Below are 23,799 nucleotides of genomic sequence, written 5' to 3'. Positions count from 1 at the left end.
AAGAATTTTCTGTAACCGTTAAATATAGCTGAGCCACCACTTTTTGTGCGTTGATTTATAGTTGTTATACCACCTCGACGGAAAATAACAAAGTACAAGCACCAACACCCAAAGCAGGTAGGTAGCCGCTAACGAAACCCCGAAACTTTCCCTCGGCCGGAAGGCAAAAGTAACGAAGTTTTCCCTGAAATTATCTTGAAAATCAAAGCCTTGCATATAAAACATAACTACGGTAAGCAGGTGGATAACGTATATGTGCAGCACATAATAGAAGAACGGCACCCTACCAAACACATTGAAAATGTTGGTTATACGGTTTTGCATCCCCTCTATTGCGGCAAGCACTAACAGGCTCGGCCCCAGCGTCATACAGGCATACATAAGCGATGGCGGGTACTTGGTTACATTAAGGAATGCTATAATGGTTTTGGTGGCGGTGTCGCGGGGTATCCATGGAGAAGGGTCACCATAACTATTTGAAAATCTTAACAATACAAACAAAGTACACAGCAAAAGCCCAAAGCTGACCAGTACTTTTTTGCGATGCTGTGGTGTTACAAGCCTGGTATTGAACCATCTACCCACAGCAAAGCCCAGGAGCATAATGCCCGTCCACGGCAGGATGGCGTAGCCAAACATAACTCCCGAAGAACCAACAACATACACCTTATGATTGGTCATAATCAGGGCATTGGCAGCCATTTCGGCGGTTGGGTTAGTTATAGGGATATAGTCTACAGCATTATGGCCCAGGGTAATAGCAACACCCAATGCAGCCAGTACCCAGTACGGGCAAAGCACTAATACTGAAAGGATTATCATACTCCACCCTATGGCCCAGATAACCTGCAGGAAGAAAAACCGGAACATATAATCAAAGCTCCACCCGAAGCCCACAATGGTAAGTTCTGCCAAAACAAGCCATAAACCACGCGTTAACAAAAAGAAAGCCAGCTCTTTAGGTGTTTTACGCAGGCTTTGCAGATAAATACTCGTACCCGATAAGAACACAAACGTTGGCGCACAAAAATGGGTTATCCACCTGGTAAAGAACAACATAGGTGTTGTGGTTTCAGCATCTAAAGGGTCGGCCGTCATGGCTGAAACGTGGAAGAAATCACGGCTGTGATCCAGTGCCATAATAGCCATAATAATGCCCCGGAGCACATCAATACTCTGGATTCGCTTGGTAATGGTATCCATAAAAGGTTGGTTTTCAGCCGTAAATATAGCAAAAGTTTGCTACTGCCAATATTTCAACAAGAGATTTCTCAACTCCGCTAAAGCGCTGTTCGAAATGACAAATCAGCCGTAACTAATTAATACTTAAGCCATTTGAATATCTCTTTGTAAGTAGGCTTCTTGCCATACATAAGGATACCTATGCGGTATATTTTGGCGGCAAACCATACTACGCCAAAAAACGTAGCGTAAAGTATTGTTAACGAAGCTAATACCTCCCATATTGAAACCCCAAACGGTATACGCATCATCATTACAATGGGAGAGGTAAGCGGTATATAGCTGAAAATCACGGCTACAGTACCGTGCGGGTCGGTTACTACAGAGAAGAAACCTACGTAAACCGCTAGCATTAAAGGCATTATGATAGGCAACAGGAATTGCTGGCTGTCGGTTTCGCTGTCAACGGCTGCGCCAATGGCGGCATAAAGTGAGCTGTACAGAAAGAAACCACCTATAAAATACACTAAGAATGAGATCATTATACTTAAAAGCGGTAGTTTAGACAGTTCAGTAAAAATAACCTGAATGCCCTCTGCGCCCTCCTGTGCTGCCTGCGCCTGAACCTGGCCTGCTGCACCGCCCATCTGCATACCTAAAAACAAGCCCAACACCATAAATAGCGCGATACCCAGTACACACCAGATGGTAAACTGCAATACACCAGCCAGTGATGTACCCACAATCTTGCCCATCATAAGCTTAAATGGCTTAACAGACGATACAATTATCTCGATAATACGGTTGGTTTTTTCTTCTATAACACTGCGCATCACCATGTTACCGTAAATAATTACAAACATCATGATAAGGTAGCCTGAGCCTGCACCAATAATAATACGTATTAGTGTTGCCTTTTTATTGGTCTCTTCACCGTCAAATTTGCTCAGCTTTACTGTAGCCTCAGCCTGGGCCTTTTCTATTTTATCGTAGTCAAAATTCAGGGCCTTAAGGTTGGCACGGGTTACTTTATCACCAATAACCCCCTCTAAACCAGACACAAAGTCCATATTTGGGCTGTCTGCCGATATGTATTGCACCTTGCTTTTCAGCTCAGTAATATCTTTTAGTTCAGGCACATATATCAGGCCGGCATAGTCTTTTGAAGCCACTTCGCGGGCTTTATCAAAAGGCATGGCACTCAGGTCAGTATACTTAGTTTTGGCATCGCTCTTTAAGTCGCCCGAAAGTTGTTTAAACTGGTCATAAACAGCCACTTTAACCTCTTCATCGTTATTTACACTTACCAGGTAGCCTATCAGAGCCGCCATTGCCACAATAAGTATAGGGCTAAGGAACGTCATGACAATGAACGACTTATTGCGCACTTTGGCAATAAATTCCCTTTTTATAATCAATGATAAGCTCATGTTATTTCTTTTGGCTAACGGTTTGAATAAATATGTCGTTTACGCTGGGGATTTTCTCCACAAAGTAGGTAACTTCCCCGTGCTGAAGCAAATACTGCATCAGTTCGCGCGGTGCGTGGCCCTGCGGCAGGTCTACCTCCAGCTTCAGTTCGTCGTCTAATGTCTTGAAATTAGCCTGACGCGTGGTAAATTTGGTACTGATATCGGCCAGCAGCCCCTGAAAGTTATGGGGCGCTATACCCACCTGGAAAGTATTGGTGCGGTATTGCTTTTTAACCTCATTAAGGCCTCCCTCAATAAGCTTGTTGCTCTTGTGTATCAGCGCAATATAGTCGCACATATCTTCTACGGTTTCCATCCTGTGGGTAGAAAATATTACGGTAGTACCCTTGTCGCGCAGCTCAAGTATCTCATCTTTAATAAGATTGGCGTTAACAGGGTCAAAACCACTGAAAGGCTCATCAAGTATCAGTAGCTTAGGGCGGTGCAGCACCGTTACCACAAACTGAATTTTTTGGGCCATACCCTTGCTCAGCTCCTGTATTTTTTTGTTCCACCAGCCTGTAATCTCCAGTTTTTCAAACCAATAGTCAAGCTGCTCTTTGGCCTCTTTTTTGCTAAGCCCTTTTAATTGAGCCAGATATAATGCCTGCTCACCCACTTTCATGGTTTTGTACAGGCCACGCTCTTCGGGCATATAGCCAATATGACCTACGTGGCCGGGATTTAACCTCTCGCCGTCAAGCAGTATCTCGCCGCTATCGGGCATGGTTATCTGGTTAATGATGCGTATAAGGGATGTCTTTCCGGCACCGTTGGGGCCCAAAAGCCCGTAAATGCTGCCTTGCGGCACAGAAAGAGAAACATTGTTAAGCGCCGTATAATTGCCATACTGCTTAACTACGTTTTTTACTTCAAGTATTGGTTTCATGCTGTTTTATTGCGGAGCGTAAAGATACATATTTTAGTTTCAGGTTTAAAGTTTCAAGTTCAAAGTTGCTAACTCAACCTGCCAAAAATAAAAAACCCACCCTTATTTGCATAGGGGTGGGAAAAATTGCTATGAAAAAGAAAAATTCACTAGTTACCTAGTGAATTTCAAATGTATAAATATTTCTTAAATTATGAAAACATATCTTTAACTTTTTCAAAAAAAGATTTTTCGGTCTTTTCCGGCTTTGGTGTAAAGTTGTCTTCTGTAAGGGCTTTCTCAAAAAACTGGCGCTGTTCTTTGGTCAAATTCTTTGGCGTCCAAACGTTTATGTGTACTAAAAGGTCACCCGTACCGTAGCTGTTTATGCTTGGCAAACCCTTGCCTTTAAGCCTTAAAATCTTGCCGCTTTGTATGCCCTCTTCCAGTTTTATACGTGCCTTTCCGCCTACAGTTGTAATATCCTTAGACGTACCCAGCGCTGCTTCGGCCACGCTTATGTATAAATCAAGGTGCAGGTTTTCACCTTCACGCTTAAGTGATTCGTGCTCAACTTCTTCAATAGCCACAATAAGGTCGCCCGGAATACTGTTGCTGCCCGGGGCGTCATTACCCTTTCCGCTTACTTTAAGCTGCATGCCATCGGCCACACCGGCAGGTATTTTTATGCTTACGGTTTCATCTTCCATTACCATACCCTGAGCATCCGCGTGGTTAGGCTTACCGTCTATAATCTGGCCTGTACCGCCACACGTATGGCAGGTGCTGGCAGTTTGCATACGGCCCAAAATGGTGTTTGTAACCTTCATTACCTGGCCCGCACCATTACAGGTTGGGCAGGTCTTGTAGCTTACACCCTTAGCCTGTATTTTACGCTTAACCTTAACCTTTTTCTCAACACCGTTGGCAACTTCTTCAAGGGTAAGCTTTACTTTTATACGAAGGTTGCTGCCTTTCATGCGGCGCTGGCCTGCGCCGCCGCCAAATCCGCCGAAACCGCCACCGCCAAAGGCACTGCCAAAGATATCGCCAAACTGGCTGAAAATGTCATCCATATTCATACCGCCACCGCCGTGGAAACCACCGCCGCCGTCAAACGCCTGGTGGCCAAACTGGTCATAACGCGCCTTTTTATCGGCATCGCTAAGCACCTCATAAGCTTCGGCTGCTTCTTTAAATTTTTCCTCAGCAGCCTTGTCTCCCGGGTTTTTATCAGGGTGAAACTCAACAGCTTTCTTGCGGTATGCTTTTTTTATTTGCTCAGGCGATGCGCTTTTATCAATGCCCAATATTTCATAATAATCTTTCTTTGCCATCTTTGCCCGTTGTATTAGTTGCCAATAACCACTTTAGGGAAACGTATAATCTTGTCTCCCAGCTTGTAACCTTTTTCAATAACATCTACAATCTTGCCTTTAAGGTCTTCGGTAGGTGCCGGTATTTGGGTGATAGCCTCTGCAAAATCGGCATTAAAGGCATCACCGGCCTTAATTTCTACCTGCTCAAGGCCTTTGCCTGTAAGGGTGTCTTTCAGTTTATTGTGTATAAGCTCAACACCTTTAAGCAGCACCTCATCTTCAGATTTTGCAATTTGTGCCATAGCCCTGTCAAAATCGTCCATTACAGGCAGCATAGCCTGTAAAACCTCCTGGTTGGCAGTCTTAAACAGCTCTACTCTTTCTTTAGATGTACGCTTTTTATAGTTTTCAAACTCGGCAAAAAGACGCAGGAATTTGTCTTTTTCATTAGCCAGCTCTTCCCTAAGCTTTTCTTCTTCGGTAAGGGCTTCAGCGCTTGCAATTCCTTCGGCAGCAGCCTCGTTTTCAGCCGTTTCAGCTTCGTTGATAATTTCTTGGTTCTTTAAGTCCTTTTCAGCGTTTTCAGCTTTATCGTGGCTCATATTTTTAAATATTTTCTTAAACATTATTAGTGGTGTTCGCTAAAGCGAATTGCAAAAGTATTGCCAAAATGCGTAAAATGTCAAATTGGCAGAAATAAAAAAGCCGCCCTGACGCAGGCAGCTTTATACTATATGTTGTTCTGGTTAAGAATGTAAAGCGTTTTTAATGGCTTTTTCAAGCGAAAGAAATTTGAACTGGTAGCCTTCGCCAATGATTTTCTTGGCGCTCACATTTTGGCTGGTTACCAGCAATGTATTCATTTCGCCTAATGCAGCCTCTATGATAAACTTAGGAATATTTGGCATAAAATAAGGCTTATCCATAACTTTTGCCACCGTTTTAACCAGTGTGTCCTGATCTACAGGATATGGCGCTACGGCATTAAAAACACCTTCAAGTGTATGTGCCAGCACAAAATGGTAAATACCCACCAAATCGCGGATGTGAATCCACGACTGCATTTGCTTACCGGTACCAAAAGCTGAGCCTACACCAAACTTTACAGGCCCTGAAAGCTCTTTAAGCATACCCCCTTTGCCCGAAAGCACTAAGCCGGTACGAATTTTAGCTACTTTAATCCCCTCTATTTTGGCTATCTGGTCTGCTGCGTCTTCCCATTTTTGCACCACGTGGCCCAGGAAAGAATTATCCCTGTCTGTACTGTCTTCGTTGTATATAGCTTCCTGGCTGTCAGGATAAACACCTATGGCCGAAGCACATATAAACTGCTGTACTTTATTGGGCTTATTTTTAAGGAGGCGTTGCAACACCTGTGTGCTTACTATACGGCTATCGAGTATTTCTTCTTTGTAAGAGGGTGTCCAGCGCTTTGATATTGAGGCCCCTGAAAGATGTATTACGGCATCTACATCATCAATACAATTACCGTCTATTTCGCCGGTATGCGGGTTCCAAAGGTAACCTTTGTACTTTTCTTCGTTTTGTATTTTATCTTCAGATGTGGTAAGATAGTTAATATACACGCCATTTTTAAGCAGCAGCGATACCAACTCTGACCCCACAAGTCCTGTAGCGCCGGTAATTAACACTTTCATTTTAGCCTATTTTGCTGTAAAAATACCCACTAAACAGCAGGTTGTTATTAATTTTATAAGTGTTTAACTAATATTTAATAGTTAGAAGAGGTGCTGAGGGGCTGAGGTACTGAGGTGCTTAGATAAAAACTCAGAACCTAAGAACCTAAGAGCCTAAGTATCTTGTTTCACCTTCACACTCCACTCAAAATCCAGTTCGCTTACCCGGTCGCCTTTTTCATCTGTGCCGATAGATTTCATCCAGATGGTTTGCCCCTCGCCCGTTGCTATAGCCTGCTCTATAGCAGCCTGTATCAATTGGCCATCAATGCAGGTAAAGGTTATCCTGCCACGGGCTTTCTTGCTAAAGTTGCTCTTGTTATTAGCCACAAGCATAGATACTTTTTTACCACTTTGGGCTATATAATACATTACCAGTGCCCCTGTGGTAAGCTCTGCCGCCATAGCCTGTACGGCAAAATACATTGAGTTGAACGGATTTTGGTTAATCCAGCGGTGCTTAACGGTAGCCACACATTTTTCGGGCGATATTTCTTTAACCCTCACCCCGCAAAAAAAGGCCGAAGGCAGCTTAAACAGGAGGAATGTATTGAGTTTAGAAGGTGTAAATTTCATTACAGGTTTGATTTTAAGCTAATATACAGGTTTTAAACAGGACTTCAAAATGTTAATATTTTGTTAAATTAAACTACTATGCAATACAAACTACCTGCCTTTAGATATATATTTGCATAGAATATTAACTGATATACCCATATACTATGGAAACCACAGAAAACAAAACCACAGCAATGCTCTTACAATTAAGCGCTTATGCACAGTACATTTTTCCGTTTGGCAACTTTATACTGCCTGTAGTTATATGGAGTGCTAAAAAAGACCAGTCTAAATTTATAGATTATAACGGCAAGCAGGCCATTAATTTTCAACTGAGTCTGCTTATATATACTGTTGTGCTGATAATAATAGCCGCGCCAATTTTTGCCTACACCATTTTTAACGATATAGATTTTAGCATATCGCTTACCGGCAGGTGGCATTTTGACACAGAGAGCATTAGGCATGCCAAAATAAGCGGGCTGGTTATGCTGGGCATTGTGGCGATGGTAATGACCTTTGTATTAAAAGTGGCAGAGTTTATCATAATCTTAATCGCAGCCATAAAAAACGGCAACGGCGAAAACTATAATTTTCCATTAACCATTAAATTTTTAAAGTAGTACCGAGTTCAATCATCATCAATCATCAATCATCAATCATCAATCATCAATCATCAATCATCAATCATCAATCATCAATCATCAATCATCAATCAAAAAACGAAACAGTAATGAAACATTTAATCATCCTGGCCATTATAATGCTCAAGGGCACAGTGGCACAATCACAGGTAACAGAGGTGCGCAAGGCACAAACGGCTGAAAAGCTGGAAGTAACTAACGGCATAGAGGTAATTATTACAAAAGCCGATACAGCAGCCCTTAAAATAGAGGCATCATCGTGGGAAATGGCTAAAAAAGTGGTTACAAAATATAAGGGCAACACACTAAAAGTGTACCTTGAAAAGCCTGACAGCGCAGGCGAATATGGCGCTATCAGGGTGTTTGTATCGCAAAATGCCTTTCCGGAAATCAAGGCCACGGCAGGTGCTGTAATAAAGGCAGACGGAAAATGGCAAATGCAGGATGCACGCATAAGCCTTGCAATAGGTGCAACTTTTAACGGAGACCTTAGTGTTGATGGTGTTTGTAATGTCAGCGCTGCTTCGGGCTCAGGATTTAGGGGTATATTGCATGCCGGTACGCTTAAAGCCAGTGTTACAGGCGGTGCTTTTGCAAAGGTTATAGGCACGGTGCAGTTTGCTGATGTGTATTGCAACAGCGGTTCTTTACAAGGTGGCAAATTAGTGTGCGAAAAAGCCGAGGTAACAGCACAAAATGCATCGGCAGTAAGCATACAGGCAAAAGATAAAATTAAGGCAGATACAGATACTTCTTCGGCCATAACGTGCTATGGCAAGCCGGGTGAAACCGAAACTGGTGAAAACACATATGCCGTTAAGAGGTACATTGACAGCCAAAGCCTTAATTAATAGTAAAAATAAAACAATGGAGACTTATGAATATTGAGAACACCAAAGCCCAGATGCGCAAGGGCGTTTTGGAATTCTGTATACTGTCTGTACTAAAAGGCAGGGATGCTTATACATCTGAAATACTGGATACCTTAAAAAACGCTAAGCTGCTTGTGGTTGAAGGCACGGTTTATCCGTTGCTGACAAGGCTTAAAAACGATGGCCTGCTCAGCTACCGCTGGGAAGAATCAACATCGGGCCCACCGCGCAAATACTATGGCCTTACACCAGAAGGCGAAGAATTTTTAAAAGAACTTAACATAACCTGGAACGAACTTTCGGGGGCAGTAGAAACAATAACCGGCCAAAACACAGAGTCATGAACAAAACAGTAAGTATTAATTTAGGAGGTTTTTTCTTTCATATAGATGAAGATGCCTATAGAAAACTGAACCATTACCTTGATGCTATACGGCGCTCGCTATCGCCCGATGGCAAAGACGAGATAATGGCAGACATTGAGGGTAGGATTGCTGAGCTGCTTTCTGAAAAAATTAAAAATGACAAGCAGGTTGTTGGCAATAAAGAAATTGAAGAGGTTATAGCCGTTATGGGCCAGCCCGAAGATTATAAAATAGACGAAGACGAGCCTAAATCGGCTAACAGCAGCAGTACAAATTCGGCATATAACCCGTATTATGCACCTAAAAAGCTGTTTCGCGATGCCGATAAAAACATAATAGCCGGTGTATGCGCAGGCCTTGGGCACTATGTAAGGATAGACCCTATATGGATAAGGATATTGTTTATAGTATCGCCCTTTGTAACCTTTGGTACCAGCCTGTTTATTTATGTGCTGCTTTGGGTATTGATACCTAAAGCTATAACCACTACAGAAAAGCTACAGATGAAGGGCGAACCCATAAACATTTCTAATATCGAGAAAAAGGTAAAGGAAGAGTTTACCATCCTTCAGGACAAACTGCATAGTGTTGATTATGATAAGATCGGCAGCAATGTAAAAACCGGTGCCGAAAGGCTGGGCAATGGCATTAGCACAGTAGTTTTAGGCATACTAAAAGCCTTTGCCAAAATACTGGGTGCGCTTATAACCGTATTTAGCGCCCTTGGCCTTGGCGGTGTGGTTGTACTACTTATCATGTTCCTGTTTACCAGCACACTGGTGCACCAGTCATGGTACCCGCATGTTGAAGGATGGAATTTTACCGAAACCCCTCTATGGCTGTTAACGCTTGTTACGTTCTTTGCTATTGCAATACCGTTGTTTGCATTCTTTATACTTGGCCTTCGCATACTTGTAGACACCATGAAACCCGTTAGCAACCTGGTTACCTATACCCTGCTGGCTATATGGATTGTGTGTATAAGTGCCTGTATTTACCTGGGGCTTTATCAGGCTGCACAGCTTGGTACAGAGGGGCGTACGTTTGTAAAGAAAGAATTTGCCATTAAAAAGAATGATACACTACAGGTTATTTTTAAGAATAATGAATACTTTACAAAGTATAACGATTACAACCACGATACAGAGATAAAACAGGATTCCAGCGGCAATGAAGTGCTGTACAGCAATAATGTAAGGTTCTACGTTCGCCGTACCGATGAGCCTGTGGCGTATATTCAGGTTGAGAAAATAGCCCGTGCCAGCAACATACAACAGGCCGGAAAAATTGCCGAAAGGATTAAATATAATTTCAGGGTTAAAGGAAATAGCTTAATTTTAGACAATTATTTGATTTCAGACCTGAGTTCTAAATTCAGGGCGCAAAGGGTCGAGATTTTCCTTTACCTTCCGGAAGGCACCTATTTTAAGCCTGATGCCAATGTTCAGAAGTATGATGACAGCGACGATGCTTTCTTTAACCTGTACTGGGATAATGCCACCCATGTCTATCAAATGAAGAAGAGCAGGGTAGAATGCCTTACCTGCCCTCCTGACGATATGGGCATACCTGAAGGAGAAGTATATGAAGGTGAAACGCCGGTAGGACTATCTGAAGAAGAACAAAAGATAATTATGCAGGACCAGGCAAAAGAAATGGAACATTCTGCCGAAGAGATGAGGAAAAGTGCCGAAGAGCTTAAAGAGCAGGCTAAACAAATGGAGCAGGACGCTAAACAACTACGTAACAATAATAAATAAACCCAACCGAAAAACCAATTATTATGATTAAGGTTATTGTACATATTGCAAAAGCTATTATAACTATTGCAACCGCCATGCTCTTTTTTTCCTGTGGATTTGAATCTGTAGACGGAAACGGCAATGTAACCACGCAGTCAAGAGATACTGCCGCAGGCTTTACAGAAATTGATGTCTCAGGAGGTATAGAAGTTTATATTGCCCAGGGGCCATCTGCCAGTATTAAAGTTGAGGCCGATTCTAACCTGCAGGAACTTATCACCACAAAAATAAGCGGCAGTACACTTACCATAAAAACCGAGAAAAGTATTGGCAATGCTACTTCTAAAAAAGTAACCATAACAGTACCTAAAATCACATCAATTGAATCTGCCGCAGGTGTATCATTAAAAACTACTACCGTTATTAATGCCGAAAGCCTGTCGCTTACAAGCAGCAGCGGCAGTAACTTTGAAGCAACAGTAGTTGCTAAAAAAGTTAAGGCAGACGCAAGCAGTGGCAGTACATTAACTGTTAGCGGCAAAACAACCAATGCCGAAACCAGCAGTAGCAGCGGCAGTACGCTAAATGCCTCAGCCCTTGCAGCTGATGCGGTAGTAGCCGATGCCTCAAGCGGCAGTAACACAACTGTTAACCCTATAAAAAGCCTTAAGGCATCTGCCTCAAGCGGAAGCCATGTGGCCTACACCAAAACACCCGATAAGCTGACGAAAGATGAATCTTCAGGCGGTTCGGTATCACAAGATTAAATAATTATCCCTGTTTTATACAGGGATTTTTTTTGCTTCCTGTAAAAGATTTTATTCTTAGTTTCTTTTGACTTATTTACAGTATTACTATATTTGCTTTAACCAATAATACTTATGCGCCATGAAAAAAGCTTTACTTTTAACAGTCCTGTTGTGTACTGCATTAACTTTTGCACAGAAAAAAGAAAAAATTAAAGGCAGTAAAAACGTAACAGTTACCCAAAAAGACCTGGCTGCCTTTACAACCGTTGAAGTTGAAGATAATATTGAACTTTACCTGGTAAAAGGCACAGAACAAAACCTTGAAATTGAGGCCGATGACAATCTGCACGATGTAATTACTGCCGATGTAAACGGTAATAACCTCAGGATATATACCGCAAAAGAAGTAAGCGGCGCCAAAAAACTGGTAGTAAGGCTTACCTATACCGGAGCGTTAACCACAGTTACCGCCAAGCATGAAGTATTGCTTTATGCCCTGGCCGACCTTGAGCTGGAAGACATTACCATTAAAAATCTTGATTTTTCGAAGTCTTTCCTTAACGTAAAGGCCACGAACTTTAGCCTGGTAATGAACGATAAAACCACTGCTGAACTAAACCTTAAGAGCGATAACGCAACAATAGAACTAAACAAAAATGCTGTACTTAAAGCACTTATTGCCAGCCAGAGCGTAAAGTTTGATATGTACCAAAAAACAACCGCCACCATTGAGGGCGATGCTGCCAATGTACAGTTGCGTGCCGATAACAATGCCAGCTTTAACGGCAAAAAGTTTACAACTAAAAACATGGAGCTCCTTGCCGAAAGTGCCTCTAAATGCAGCATACTGGCAACTGAGGGCTTAACGGTAGGCGCATCGGGCAAAACAGAAATTGAAATTTATGGCAGCCCTACAAAGCTGGGCATGACAAAACTTGCCGATAGTGCAACAATATATAAAAAAGAATAAGGGGCTTAAAACCCCTTATTCTTTTCCGTTATAAGCTTCCTGTAGCTTAGCTATATCCAGCTTATGCATTTGCATCATGGCTGCTACAGCACGCTGCGATTTTTCGGGTTCTGTGCTGTCCCATAACAATTTTACAAGTCCTTTTGGTATTATTTGCCATGACAGGCCGTATTTATCCTTCAGCCAGCCACACATGCTTTCTTCTCCACCATCTGCTGTAAGCTTATCCCAGTAATAATCAATTTCCTGCTGATCCTCGCATTCCACAAAAAAGGAAGTGGCCTCGGTAAACTTAAATTGAGGTCCGCCGTTAAGTGCCATAAACTCCTGCCCTTCCAGCACAAATACTGCTGTAAAGGCTTTTCCGTCAGGCCCATTTATAACTTCTTTAATTTCAGCGTTTTTAAACACTGAAGTATAAAAGGCAATGGCCTCATCTACAGTGCCATTAAACCATAAAAACGGGGTGATCTTTTGTTGCATAACTGTTGTTTTTTGTTTGTATTACAAATGTAAAGTATACCATAATACAACAGCAGGTGCATTTATGACAGCCTATGAGGTAATTTGAGACAAAGTTAACCCAATATACCATCAACTGTTTTTCGCAGTGCTTCAGCGGCAAGCTTAACGGTTTCCGGCCAATCGGTAGCGGCGGCACCATCGGCACCATCACTAATATACTTAAGGCATAAAAAGGGTATTTCTTCCTGCATGGCCACCCATGCCAGCGGAAATGCTTCCATATCTATAACATCATAATCATCGCAGTTATGATTGGTAACAAAACTGTCGCCCGTACCACAAATACCCTGCGCCAGCCCTTCAACTTCAAGGCCATAATAAATAACCGGCGGGTGCAGAGAGAACGGTGTTTTGTATTTCTCAAAACCAAGCGGCGTAACATCCATATCACGCTGTACAAAACGGGTACAACATACTACTTCTCCCCGGTTGTGTGTAGTGCTGCCAGCCGAACCAAGGTTTATAATAATGCTTGGCTTTTGCTGCGTTATGCGCTTCATAAGGCTGTACATGGCATTTAATTTGCCTACGCCTACAAATAGTGGTTCGGTATGCTCAAAGTGTCCTACAGCCTCGCTTTGCAGTGCAAAAACGTAAAGCGGGTTTTTCATTAAAGTCTTTATATCAGCCATAAAAAAACAAATCCCCTCCTTTTCAGGAAGGGACTATCTATAAAATTATTGATTCTTAATGTTCAACCGTAGCAAGGTAGCGCTCGGCATCAAGAGCTGCCATACAGCCTGTACCCGCAGCTGTAATAGCCTGGCGGTAAATATTGTCCTGAACATCTCCGGCAGCAAATACCCCCGGAATGTTAGTTCTTGTAGAACCCGGTTCTGTAATCAGGTAGCCGGTTTCTTCCATATCAAGCTGGCCTTTAAAGATGTCGGTATTTGGTTTATGGCCAATAGCTACAAATAAACCGGTAATGGCTATTTCTTCTTTAGCACCGGTTTGGTTGTTTACTATACGAAGGCCTTCTACCACCTGGTCGCCCAGTACCTCATCAACCTCACTGTTATAAAGCACTTTAAGGTTAGGTGTATTTTCTACCCTGTGCTGCATGGCTTTAGAAGCACGCATAAAATCTTTACGTACAAGCATGGTTACACTTTTACAAATGTTGGCAAGGTAAGTAGCTTCTTCAGCAGCGGTATCTCCGGCACCTACAATAGCCACATCCTGCCCGCGATAGAAGAAACCATCGCACACGGCACACGCCGAAACGCCACCGCCTCTAAGGCGTTGTTCGCTTGGCAGGCCAAGGTATTTTGCAGTAGCACCGGTACAAATAATCACGGTATGGGCTAAAACTTCTTTATTTCCATCAATGGTAACTTTGTGCCAGCCACCTTGCTCTTTGCTAAATTCAACAGCAGTAGCCATGCCTATGCGCACCTGGGTGCCAAAACGCTCAGCCTGTTGCTGTAGCTGTACCATCATGGTTGGGCCGTCTACACCGTTAGGATATCCAGGGAAGTTATCAACCTCGGTAGTAGTAGTTAGCTGTCCGCCCGGTTCCATACCTGTGTAAAGTACCGGGTTCATGTCAGCCCTTGCGGCATATATAGCGGCTGTATATCCGGCCGGTCCGGAGCCTATAATAAGGCATTTTATCTTTTCAATAGTATCAGACATAATGTGTTTGCTTGCTTATTTTTATAAACTATGCAAATGTAAATTATTCGACAGGAAATAACTACTAATAAATATCAGTTTTGGTTATAGAAAAATAAAAGCTATTGATGTTGTTATTATAAATAATAATTATATATTTGCACCCGCATAACCGCAATCGGGGTGTAGCGTAGCCCGGTCATCGCGCCTGGTTTGGGACCAGGAGGTCGCAGGTTCGAATCCTGCCACCCCGACTGAAAAGCCTTCAATGGCAGTCAAAAACCCCTTAAATCGTATGATTTAAGGGGTTTTTCTATTATTCCACGCTATATAGTATTAATACCAAAATTTGTGGGATTTGGTTTTAAGCGTATAAATTAATTAGCCCGAATTAGGAAGAATTTTATACCCCAGCCCTCTCTGTACTACTTGTGAAACTTTTGAAAATGGTAAACCTTACCTTTTTGCATTGACTTCCTAAAGTCTCATTATCCAGCTTTAAAAAGCATTTTTAATAAAGTGGAATGCCGTGCTGCTTTTACTGGAAATAATTAAACCTATATATTTTGAGCATTGCCTATCTCAACTTCTAAAGAAAAATTATCTGTTTGCCATAATTTTTCGGTTACAAAAAAGATCATTTATCTTTTAAAAACACTTTAAAGAAATAATTATCTGATTTAAATCTAAATCGTATTTATTTCATCCTTTATTTTAAAATTTGCAAGACAAAACAACTGATATAAATTGATATTAGCGGTTATCGGTCATACTAAAAGATTCGACAATAAACGAAAAGAAATACATGGAAAACACCCGGAATACCATCAAAGATAATTTCACGTTCACACTAAAGAGCACTTGTTTAGATGAAAACTATCACCCCTCAAGTCAAACGCGTTTAACAACTAATTTTGCAAACTTAGCCAGAGGAGCTAATCGTCAACAAAACTTACGTAATGCCTTAAATATGATTAACAATCGATTTAATGCATTGGCGCATCTGGATAATCCAAAAGGCGATCGTTACCGTGTAGAACTTGAAATCATCACCGTAACGATGCGTATTGATGATAAGGATGGTGTTAACGATCTGCCGATGATTGAAGTATTGAAGACGAATATTTTTGACCATAAGACCGGCCGGCATATTGAAGGTGTTGCCGGCAATAATTTCTCTTCTTATGTGCGTGATTACGATTTCAGTGTTTTATTGATCGAGTACAATAAGGATAAACCTGAATTTACGGTTCCTGAAAATTTTGGTGATTTGCACGGAAAACTTTATAAGTGTTTTGTGAATTCAACGACTTATAAAGAGTACTTTAAGATGTCACCTATCATTTGCCTAAGTGTATCGAGCAACAAAACGTATACCCGCACTGAGTATCAGCATCCGGTTTTGGGTTTTGAGTATGTGCAGGATCAGTATTCTCTTACTGATGAATATTTCTCAAAAATGGGCTTAAAAGTGCGTTTTTTCATGCCTTCAAACAGTGTGGCTCCAATGGCTTTTTATCATTCCGGAGATCTGCTTGCTGATTATACTGATCTTGGACTAATCAGTTCCATCAGCACAATGGAGACTTTCCAGAAGATTTATCGCCCGGAAATTTATAATGCAAATTCAGTGGCTGCAAAAATTTATCAACCCAGCCTTAAACACGAAGATTATTCATTGACCCGAGTGGATTATGACCGCGAAGAGCGCAGCCGACTGGCTGTTGAACAAGGTAAATATGCTGAACAGTATTTCATTAAACCTTATCAGGATATTCTTGAGCAGTGGTCTGCCAATTTCGCCCTTTAACAACACAACTCATTAAAAATATTTTATGACGAAGAAATTATTACTGCCCACCTCAATTGTAGGAAGTTTACCCAAACCCGCCTGGCTTGCACCACCCGAAAAACTATGGTCTCCATGGAAATTAGAAGGTGACCAGCTACTTGAAGGAAAACAGGACGCTTTACGTATCTCTTTGCAGGAGCAGCAATTGGCAGGGTTGGATATCATTTGTGATGGCGAGCAAACACGCCAGCATTTTGTAACTACTTTTATCGAACATTTGACCGGTGTAGATTTTGAAAATCGTAAAATCGTAAAAATCCGTGACCGTTATGATGCAAGTGTCCCTATGGTTGTAGGTGATGTTGCACGCCAAAAAGCAGTTTTTGTTGAAGATGCTAAATTTTTACGCAAACAGACTGATAAACCTATTAAGTGGGCTTTGCCTGGACCGCTGACCATGGTAGACACCTTGTATGACGGCCATTACAAAAGCCGTGAAAAACTGGCATGGGAATTTGCAAAAGCACTCAATGAAGAAGCAAGGGAATTGCAGGATGCGGGTGTAGATATTATCCAGTTTGATGAACCTGCATTTAATGTATTTTTTGATGAAGTAAACGACTGGGGAATGGCAGCATTAGAAAGGGCTATTGAAGGCTTACACTGCCAAACTGCGGTACATATTTGCTATGGTTACGGCATTCAAGCTAATACTGACTGGAAAAAGACATTGGGCTCAGAGTGGCGCCAATACGAAGAAATTTTCCCTAAAATTCAAAAATCTAAAATTGATGTGGTGTCATTAGAATGTCATAACTCAAATGTGCCTTTGGATTTAATGGAACTTGTTCGTGGTAAAAAAGTAATGGTAGGTGCCATTGATGTGGCAACCAACACCATTGAAACAGCTGAAGAAGTTGCTAATACCTTGCGTAAAGCCCTTGAGTTTGTTGATATAGAAAACCTGTACCCTTCTACAAACTGTGGCATGGCTCCGTTATCGCGAAACGTAGCAAGGGGTAAGCTACACGCTTTAAGCGCTGGAGCAGAAATTATACGCAAAGAATTTGCAGTTTAGTTTCAATGTATTAATCAATACATAATTTTGGCCCAACGGAGCAACATAATAAAAGTACATTGAAGAAGTTATTAGCAGTATTAAATAAAGCAGGTTTAGACGGTTTCCTGTTAATGATAGGCACCATGATTCTGCTGGCCTATTTTTTGCCGCAGCCCGGCATGGTAAAAGAACCTGTTTCGCTGGAGGAGATTGCCAATGTAGGCGTATCATTTATTTTCTTGTTTTATGGCTTGCGGCTGAGTGTTGAAAAACTAAAAGCCGGGCTTGCCAACTGGAAAATGCACATTGTTGTCCAGTTGACAACCTTTTTGTTTTTTCCGCTCATTGTTTTGGCATCACGACCTTTGTTCGCTGGCACCGACTTCGAGCTGCTTTGGTTGGGTGTATTCTTTCTGGCGGCATTACCTTCTACAGTTTCTTCTTCCGTGGTCATGGTTTCTATCGCGAGGGGCAACATTCCTGCAGCCATTTTCAATGCGAGCATTTCCAGTTTAATAGGAGTAGTGGTTACCCCACTATGGGTTGGGCTGTTCATCGCTTCTGCAACGGGAGATTTTGATGTAACGGATATCGTGATTAAGTTGGCTCTTCAGGTCTTGTTACCTGTCATCATTGGCATTAGTCTTAACTCCCGTTTTGGCAAAATTGCCGAAAAATATAAGAAACAGCTCAAATATTTTGACCAGGCAATCATCCTCACCATTATTTACACCTCGTTTTGCAAGTCATTCTCCGAACATCTTTTTGAAGGTTTCACCGCCCTTGAACTTGCCGGACTCGCCGCAGGGATGATGGCCTTATTTTTCGCCGTATTCTTTTTTGTAGGGCTACTGAGCCGCTTTTTTGGCTTTTCCGACGAAGATCGCATCACTGTATTATTTTGTGGGTCTAAAAAGTCATTGGTACACGGCACCGTAATGTCAAAAGTGCTCTTTCAGCACAGTACCATTACCGGTATTGTATTGTTGCCACTTATGCTTTACCATGCCTTGCAACTGATTGCCGCGAGCATCATTGCCAAACGCATGGCCAAACGACAAGAACAAGTACAAATACCATAAAAGAATTTGTAAATCAGGTTTAGCTGCCCGTCTTTGGCCAACAATAACTATTAGAAAGCGCTATGAAACTTTTAGAAAAAACACAGTTAGGCAATGTCAGCTTAAAAAACAGAATTGTCATGGCAGCTATGACCAGGGGCCGTACAGACATAAATGGCTTGGTGGGTGATATGACAGTAGCATACTATAGCCAAAGAGCAAGCGCAGGTTTGCTGTTTACCGAAGCTATAAGGATTAGCGAAGAAGCTACCGGCAGCCCGCTCACTCCGGGTATTTTTACAGACCAGCAAATAGAAGCATGGAAAAAGGTTACAACGGCGGTACACGATAAAGACGGTGTTATTATAGCCCAGCTTTGGCATACCGGCCGCATAGGGCATTCTGCAGACAGGAACGGTAAGCTTCCTTTTGCGCCATCACCCTTGCCTATCCGGGGAATGAAGCATTATACATCCCAGGGCATGAAAGATTATGAGATACCCCAGGAAATGACAGTCCAGGATATCAGGCAAACTATAATGGATTTTGGTAAAGCTGCAAAAAACGCCATAGCGGCTGGGTTTGACGGGGTTCAGCTTCATGCTGCCAATGGCTACCTGCCCAGCCAGTTTTTAGCTGAAAGTGCCAATCAAAGGACGGATCCTTACGGCGGCAGCATTGCTAACAAAGCCCGCTTTATACTGGAGGTAATGCAGGAATTAATCAGTGTGGTGGGAAGTGAAAAAGTGGGTATTAAAATATCCCCTTTCCATCCCTATGGTGATATAATACTGGATGACCCTGCCGGTACCTACACCTACCTGATTGAAGAACTGAACAAACTGGATTTTGCCCATGTGGAACTCATGAGGCGCAGCCCTCATTTCCCTTCACCTGAGCATTATACCGTTGAAAACGAGATTGAATTCTTTGGCAGTAAGATTCGTCAGGCAGTTATTGCTAATGCAGGATATGACAAGGTTTCTGCCGAAGCAGAACTTGAAAAAGGCATTGCAAAGCTTATTTCATTTGGCACCCTATACATTGCAAACCCTGACCTGACTGAACGGTTTGAAAAGAATGCCACACTTAATACGCCGGACAGGGCAACCATGTTTGGGGGCGGTAAACAGGGTTACATTGATTATCCGCTTTTGAACGAATAAAATTACACTCAAATACACTAATGAAAGTAACACACAGGTTTTTTATATTACATAAATTAAAAGAATAAGATTATTTAACCTAAATTCGTCTTTAATACCAAACAAAAAACTTCATAAAAAGTTAAGGGCATTAAGATGAAAGAAATTTATTCTGTAAACGGTGTAGACAATATTGATTTACAACTGCTGAACATACTGCACAACAACTCAAATTATACCACAAAGGAGCTTGCACAGATGGTAAACCTATCGGCTTCGCCGGTATTTGAGCGGGTAAAGCGCCTGGAAAAAAACGGTTACATAAAAAAATACATTGCCATACTTGATGGCGAAAAGCTGAACCAGGGCTTTACGGTATTTTGTAATATCAAACTAAAACAGCACGACCGCAGCATAGGCCATAAATTTGTAACGGATATAATGGATATTGACGAGATTATAGAATGCTATAACATTTCAGGCGATTATGATTTCCTACTAAAAGTAACCGTACGCGATATGAAGCACTACCAGGATTTTGTGTTTAATAAGCTTGGGTCGGTAGACAGTATAGGCAGCACGCACAGCACGTTTGTAATGGCCGAAATAAAAAATACTTTCGGGGCTGCAGTAAGGGAAGAATAAAACTACCCTTCCTCTTTGCCGTAGTACATAGTACCCAATTTAATACGCTCCCTGCCGTTTTCAACCCGCCATTTATTCGTGTCCCTAAGAGAGTAAGCACAGCCGCAATATTCCTGCATATAGAACTGTTCATCTTTACTGATTTCCAACATACGGGCTGATCCGCCTTTTTTACGCCAATTGTATGTCCAGTATGTAATCCCCTCATAATGTGACGCTGCTGTTACACCACTGTTATTAATTTGCTCCATGTTTTTCCATCTTGATATACCCAGCGAACTGCTGATTACATCAAAACCATTTTCAGCAGCATAAAGTGCGGTTCGCTCAAAACGCATATCAAAACACATAGTACAACGTATTCCTTTTTCGGGTTCCCATTCCATGCCTTTTGCCCGTTCAAACCAGTTGTCTACATCATAATCGGCATCTATAAACGGTATGTTGTGCTTTTCGGCAAAGCGGATGTTTTCATCCTTGCGCAGCTCATATTCCTTTTTAGGATGGATGTTCGGGTTATAAAAGAAAATCGAAAACTCAATTCCTGAAGCCATAATAGCCTCCATCACTTCACCCGAACATGGTGCACAGCAAGAGTGCAGCAGTAGCTTTTTACCGTTATCAGGCAATACCAGTTTTTCCCTTACAAAAGCATGATTTTCCATAAATGTATATTTTGCTCTAAAAAGTATTACTTAATAATAGCAACCGGCTCTTTATTTTCGTCAATTGCAACAAAGGTAAAATCGCCCATAATGGCTTTTTCCCGGCTTTCAGAATACATATCTTCAACAAATATTTCTACATGTACCTTGAGGCTTGTATTACCTACATGCGTAACCCTGCCAATAAGCTCTGCAAAAGTGCCGCCGGGAATAGGTTTTTTAAAATCTATACGGTCGCTGCTTACCGTTACCACGCGCTGCCTGCTGAAACGTGTGGCTGCAATAAAAGCAACTTCATCCATAAGCTGCATGGCTGTCCCGCCAAAAAGTGTATCGTAATGGTTTGTGGTGTTAGGAAATACCGCTTTAAAAATGCGTGTTTCAGAATTGTTTATTCTGTCTTCTATTGTCATATCTACGTCATTAATTACCTTATAGTAAGGATATCTGGTAATGCTTAATGGTAAGTAATAGATGCAACAGGGCACAAGTACCCCATAGATATGCAAACCAATAGCTTCAACCGCGAAAGCATTGTCAAGTAAGTAGTGGCAGGTCTCCTGGCTTATGACATTTTTACCGCCCTTCCCATTCGCCATAGCGAACAGTGGGCAACATGGGTAAAAACTTTAAAGTCAATTACAGTTGCGCGACAGCCCGTGATTTAAACACGGTTCCCTTTTAATTTCGGTTCTCACCGAAAACCAGTACTGTTTGAAATAAAATATCCTAAGAACTTTTGGCAAAGATAGGCTATTTAAAAATCTTTTCATAAACAAGTACCGGCCTTGTTTTACATTTAAAAACACCACCAATAGACAAACTAAAATTAATTGAACAAGCAACTCCAAATATGTTTTAAACAATATGCTTTTACTAACATAGGGAATAAAAAAAGCCGAACATTTCTGTTCGCTTTTTTTTATTTCTTGCTGTTTACCTCTTTTTCCTTTTCCATAATCTGCTTATAATATGCCTGCATTATATAAAAAGCTTTTTTCCTTTCGCCATTCTTACTAATAAGCCCCTTAGTATTCCACCCTTCCTGATAGGTTGGGTTATTGCGTCGCGGCGACCTGAAATCGGCCAGAATCCAGGGAGAAATACCGCTGAAACTATCCGGGAAACTACGTTTAAACATTGCTATCTGCTCATTATAGTACCATTCCTGGTATTCTTCGCTAAAACGTGCTGTCTTATCTGCATGGAAGCCAAAGTTACCCTCTGCCCCTGTTTCACTAATAAAGAACGGCTTATTATAGGCCACAGTCCACCTGGCAGTGCGGCATTGGTCGGGTGTACTGCCATACCAGCCCAGGTATTCGTTTAACGAAACAATATCGGTATACTGCCCCAAAGGATCATCAACATGGTTCACACCATCTTTATGGCTAACCTCGAGTGCAGCGCTTACAAGCCTTGACGGGTCAAGCTTTTTTGCTGTAAGGGCAAGGTTACTCATAAACGTCGTCCTGGCATCGCTAACCGGGGTTTCATTACCAACCGACCATATAATTACACTGGCACGGTTGCGGTCACGCGTTATCATTTCTGTAAGCTGGTTCTTGGCTTTAGCCAATACTTCCTTACTTTTAAAATCGATGGTCCAATACACCGGTATTTCACTCCATACTAAAATTCCCAGTGAATCGGCCACGCGCACCATGTGTTCGTTGTGCGGATAGTGTGCCAGGCGCACCATATTTGCATTAAGCTCTTTAGCCCAACCCAATAGCTGAAGTGCATCGGCATTACTGTGTGCACGCCTTACCTGCTGCGGAATTTCTTCATGAATGCAAATCCCTCTCAGGAACACCTTTTTTTCGTTAAGCACAATATCCTTTCCTTTAACCTCTATCTTCCTGAAACCTATTTTATCAGTAACCGTTTCATTACCATAGGTAAAAGTTACTTCATAAAGTTTAGGATTTTCGGGCGACCACAAGCTTATTTTTTTAGCCTCAAACTCAAAATGTAAACTATCTCCCTTTATATCAAACTGCTGTTTAACCTTAAGTTCGGGAATTGCAACCGTTACTTTTCCTGAACCGGCTACGTTGAGCTTTACAGTACCTTTAAGTTTATATTTTCCTTTTTTTTGTGAATCAACAATATCCTGTACCGGGTCAAGCTGAATAGTATATTGTTGCATAAACTGCTTTGGAACCATAACTAATTTTACATCGCGGGTAATGCCGCCATAATTCCACCAGTCGGTATTTAGCGTAGGCACTTCATCGGCATGTCGGTTATTGTTAACCCTCACAACCAGAAAATTACCTTTATCTTTCAGTAATTCTTTAGGAATTTTAAAATTAAACGGTGTAAAACCTCCTTTATGGCTACCTAAATCTTTACCGTTTAAAAATACATTGGCTTCATAGTTTACAGCACCAAAGTACAGGTACACCTCCTCATTTTCACTTATAGAAGGTTTGTCAAATTCACGTTGATACCAAACGGTACCTTCATAATATACAAACATTCTGTCCTGGCTGTTCCAGTCACCGGGTACCTGAATATCATACGGCGATTTATAGCCGTGCTCTGTCCATTGCGTAGCATCTTGGGATTCGCTGTTATTCCAATAAGCGCCACCGTCATTTTCCGGGCGCTGCTTAAAACGATAATCATAAAAACCGGTATCATAAGGGTCTACAATATAATGCCACGTGCCATTTAAGGATATATTTTTCCGGCTGTCAACATTTATAATCTGGTTATTTTGAGCATAGCAAAATGTTGTAACAAGTATTATTGATGCCCACAGAAGTAATTTGTTCATAAGATGTTTTTGGTTTGTTATAGCATTGTAAAGATAGAAGTTTGGAAATTAATAACATATCTTTTC

24 protein-coding genes, 1 tRNA gene and 1 riboswitch are annotated in these 23,799 nt (G+C 41.7%); of the genes, 12 read left to right on the top strand and 13 right to left on the bottom strand.

Features of this window, described 5'->3' with window-relative positions:
- Nucleotides 1-18: 18 nt before the first annotated feature.
- From AM279_RS00165 to AM279_RS00135, 7 genes are all read right to left on the bottom strand, one after another.
- Nucleotides 19-1,203: a DUF1624 domain-containing protein gene (locus AM279_RS00165; RefSeq protein WP_054405600.1), complete on the bottom strand. Its 1,185-nt coding sequence runs from the start codon at nt 1,201-1,203 to the stop codon at nt 19-21.
- Nucleotides 1,204-1,319: 116 nt separating this feature from the next.
- Nucleotides 1,320-2,612 carry an ABC transporter permease gene (locus AM279_RS00160; protein WP_054405598.1) on the bottom strand — a complete coding sequence of 431 codons (1,293 nt, stop codon included), beginning with the start codon at nt 2,610-2,612 and terminating at the stop codon, nt 1,320-1,322.
- 1 nt (nt 2,613) lies between these two features.
- Entirely contained in the window at nt 2,614-3,543 is a 930-nt protein-coding gene (locus AM279_RS00155) for an ABC transporter ATP-binding protein (RefSeq protein WP_054405596.1), read from the bottom strand.
- Between the two features lie 191 nt (nt 3,544-3,734).
- Nucleotides 3,735-4,859: a molecular chaperone DnaJ gene (gene dnaJ / locus AM279_RS00150; protein ID WP_054405595.1), complete on the bottom strand. Its 1,125-nt coding sequence runs from the start codon at nt 4,857-4,859 to the stop codon at nt 3,735-3,737.
- 14 nt (nt 4,860-4,873) lie between these two features.
- The gene (locus AM279_RS00145) at nt 4,874-5,467 is read right to left on the bottom strand and encodes a nucleotide exchange factor GrpE (protein ID WP_173571675.1); all 594 of its coding nucleotides are present in this window, start codon (nt 5,465-5,467) and stop codon (nt 4,874-4,876) included.
- Nucleotides 5,468-5,587: 120 nt separating this feature from the next.
- The gene (locus AM279_RS00140; RefSeq protein ID WP_054405591.1) at nt 5,588-6,499 is read right to left on the bottom strand and encodes a TIGR01777 family oxidoreductase; all 912 of its coding nucleotides are present in this window, start codon (nt 6,497-6,499) and stop codon (nt 5,588-5,590) included.
- A 153-nt stretch (nt 6,500-6,652) separates the two neighbouring features.
- Nucleotides 6,653-7,114: a DUF4442 domain-containing protein gene (locus tag AM279_RS00135; protein WP_054405590.1), complete on the bottom strand. Its 462-nt coding sequence runs from the start codon at nt 7,112-7,114 to the stop codon at nt 6,653-6,655.
- A 146-nt stretch (nt 7,115-7,260) separates the two neighbouring features.
- Between AM279_RS00135 and AM279_RS00130 the strand changes: the two genes are divergently transcribed.
- The 6 genes from AM279_RS00130 (at nt 7,261) to AM279_RS00105 (ending at nt 12,438) form a co-directional block, all read left to right on the top strand.
- Nucleotides 7,261-7,719 (top strand): DUF4870 domain-containing protein, encoded by a 459-nt coding sequence (locus tag AM279_RS00130; RefSeq protein WP_054405588.1) that lies wholly within the window; start codon nt 7,261-7,263, stop codon nt 7,717-7,719.
- Between the two features lie 110 nt (nt 7,720-7,829).
- On the top strand, nt 7,830-8,591 hold the full coding sequence (locus AM279_RS00125) for a GIN domain-containing protein (RefSeq protein WP_082344149.1): 762 nt from the start codon (nt 7,830-7,832) through the stop codon (nt 8,589-8,591).
- 26 nt (nt 8,592-8,617) lie between these two features.
- The gene (locus AM279_RS00120; protein WP_054405585.1) at nt 8,618-8,956 is read left to right on the top strand and encodes a PadR family transcriptional regulator; all 339 of its coding nucleotides are present in this window, start codon (nt 8,618-8,620) and stop codon (nt 8,954-8,956) included.
- Nucleotides 8,953-10,737, top strand: a complete 1,785-nt coding sequence (locus AM279_RS00115) for a PspC domain-containing protein (RefSeq protein WP_054405583.1) — start codon at nt 8,953-8,955, stop codon at nt 10,735-10,737. Before AM279_RS00120 ends, AM279_RS00115 begins: the two co-directional genes overlap by 4 nt.
- 23 nt (nt 10,738-10,760) lie before the next feature.
- Nucleotides 10,761-11,486: a head GIN domain-containing protein gene (locus tag AM279_RS00110; protein WP_054405581.1), complete on the top strand. Its 726-nt coding sequence runs from the start codon at nt 10,761-10,763 to the stop codon at nt 11,484-11,486.
- Nucleotides 11,487-11,607: 121 nt separating this feature from the next.
- Nucleotides 11,608-12,438, top strand: a complete 831-nt coding sequence (locus tag AM279_RS00105) for a GIN domain-containing protein (RefSeq protein WP_054405579.1) — start codon at nt 11,608-11,610, stop codon at nt 12,436-12,438.
- Between the two features lie 15 nt (nt 12,439-12,453).
- Here AM279_RS00105 and AM279_RS00100 read toward each other — a convergent pair whose 3' ends face one another.
- From AM279_RS00100 to trxB, 3 genes are all read right to left on the bottom strand, one after another.
- Nucleotides 12,454-12,921 carry a VOC family protein gene (locus AM279_RS00100; RefSeq protein ID WP_054405577.1) on the bottom strand — a complete coding sequence of 156 codons (468 nt, stop codon included), beginning with the start codon at nt 12,919-12,921 and terminating at the stop codon, nt 12,454-12,456.
- A 95-nt stretch (nt 12,922-13,016) separates the two neighbouring features.
- On the bottom strand, nt 13,017-13,574 hold the full coding sequence (locus AM279_RS00095; RefSeq protein WP_236688473.1) for a 5'-methylthioadenosine/S-adenosylhomocysteine nucleosidase family protein: 558 nt from the start codon (nt 13,572-13,574) through the stop codon (nt 13,017-13,019).
- 76 nt (nt 13,575-13,650) lie between these two features.
- Nucleotides 13,651-14,601, bottom strand: a complete 951-nt coding sequence (trxB, locus tag AM279_RS00090; RefSeq protein WP_054405573.1) for a thioredoxin-disulfide reductase — start codon at nt 14,599-14,601, stop codon at nt 13,651-13,653.
- Between the two features lie 158 nt (nt 14,602-14,759).
- On the opposite strand from trxB, the gene AM279_RS00085 reads away from it, so the two are divergent.
- The 6 genes from AM279_RS00085 to AM279_RS00060 all read left to right on the top strand — a co-directional run bounded on the left by AM279_RS00085 (nt 14,760) and on the right by AM279_RS00060 (nt 20,283).
- Nucleotides 14,760-14,834 (top strand) — tRNA-Pro (locus tag AM279_RS00085).
- 551 nt (nt 14,835-15,385) lie between these two features.
- Nucleotides 15,386-16,390 carry a DUF1852 domain-containing protein gene (locus AM279_RS00080; protein WP_054405570.1) on the top strand — a complete coding sequence of 335 codons (1,005 nt, stop codon included), beginning with the start codon at nt 15,386-15,388 and terminating at the stop codon, nt 16,388-16,390.
- 25 nt (nt 16,391-16,415) lie between these two features.
- Nucleotides 16,416-17,450 carry a methionine synthase gene (locus AM279_RS00075; RefSeq protein ID WP_054405568.1) on the top strand — a complete coding sequence of 345 codons (1,035 nt, stop codon included), beginning with the start codon at nt 16,416-16,418 and terminating at the stop codon, nt 17,448-17,450.
- Between the two features lie 59 nt (nt 17,451-17,509).
- Nucleotides 17,510-18,514, top strand: coding sequence for a bile acid:sodium symporter family protein (locus AM279_RS00070; protein WP_054405566.1), 1,005 nt, complete (start codon nt 17,510-17,512; stop codon nt 18,512-18,514).
- A 62-nt stretch (nt 18,515-18,576) separates the two neighbouring features.
- Nucleotides 18,577-19,659 carry an alkene reductase gene (locus tag AM279_RS00065; RefSeq protein ID WP_054405565.1) on the top strand — a complete coding sequence of 361 codons (1,083 nt, stop codon included), beginning with the start codon at nt 18,577-18,579 and terminating at the stop codon, nt 19,657-19,659.
- Nucleotides 19,660-19,794: 135 nt separating this feature from the next.
- The gene (locus AM279_RS00060) at nt 19,795-20,283 is read left to right on the top strand and encodes an Lrp/AsnC family transcriptional regulator (protein ID WP_054405563.1); all 489 of its coding nucleotides are present in this window, start codon (nt 19,795-19,797) and stop codon (nt 20,281-20,283) included.
- A gap of 2 nt (nt 20,284-20,285) precedes the next feature.
- Here AM279_RS00060 and AM279_RS00055 read toward each other — a convergent pair whose 3' ends face one another.
- The 3 genes from AM279_RS00055 to AM279_RS00045 form a co-directional block, all read right to left on the bottom strand.
- Nucleotides 20,286-20,948: an epoxyqueuosine reductase QueH gene (locus AM279_RS00055; protein ID WP_054405561.1), complete on the bottom strand. Its 663-nt coding sequence runs from the start codon at nt 20,946-20,948 to the stop codon at nt 20,286-20,288.
- Nucleotides 20,949-20,974: 26 nt separating this feature from the next.
- Nucleotides 20,975-21,361 carry an acyl-CoA thioesterase gene (locus tag AM279_RS00050; RefSeq protein ID WP_054410011.1) on the bottom strand — a complete coding sequence of 129 codons (387 nt, stop codon included), beginning with the start codon at nt 21,359-21,361 and terminating at the stop codon, nt 20,975-20,977.
- A gap of 120 nt (nt 21,362-21,481) precedes the next feature.
- Nucleotides 21,482-21,672: riboswitch (cobalamin riboswitch) on the bottom strand.
- A 198-nt stretch (nt 21,673-21,870) separates the two neighbouring features.
- Entirely contained in the window at nt 21,871-23,733 is a 1,863-nt protein-coding gene (locus tag AM279_RS00045) for a glycoside hydrolase family 2 protein (RefSeq protein ID WP_054405558.1), read from the bottom strand.
- Nucleotides 23,734-23,799: the final 66 nt, after the last annotated feature.

This window comes from Flavobacterium akiainvivens (genome assembly GCF_001278115.1).
Lineage (GTDB): Bacteria > Bacteroidota > Bacteroidia > Flavobacteriales > Flavobacteriaceae > Flavobacterium > Flavobacterium akiainvivens.
Note: the sequence above shows the minus strand (reverse complement) of the source record. Positions and strands in the feature narration are given on the sequence as shown.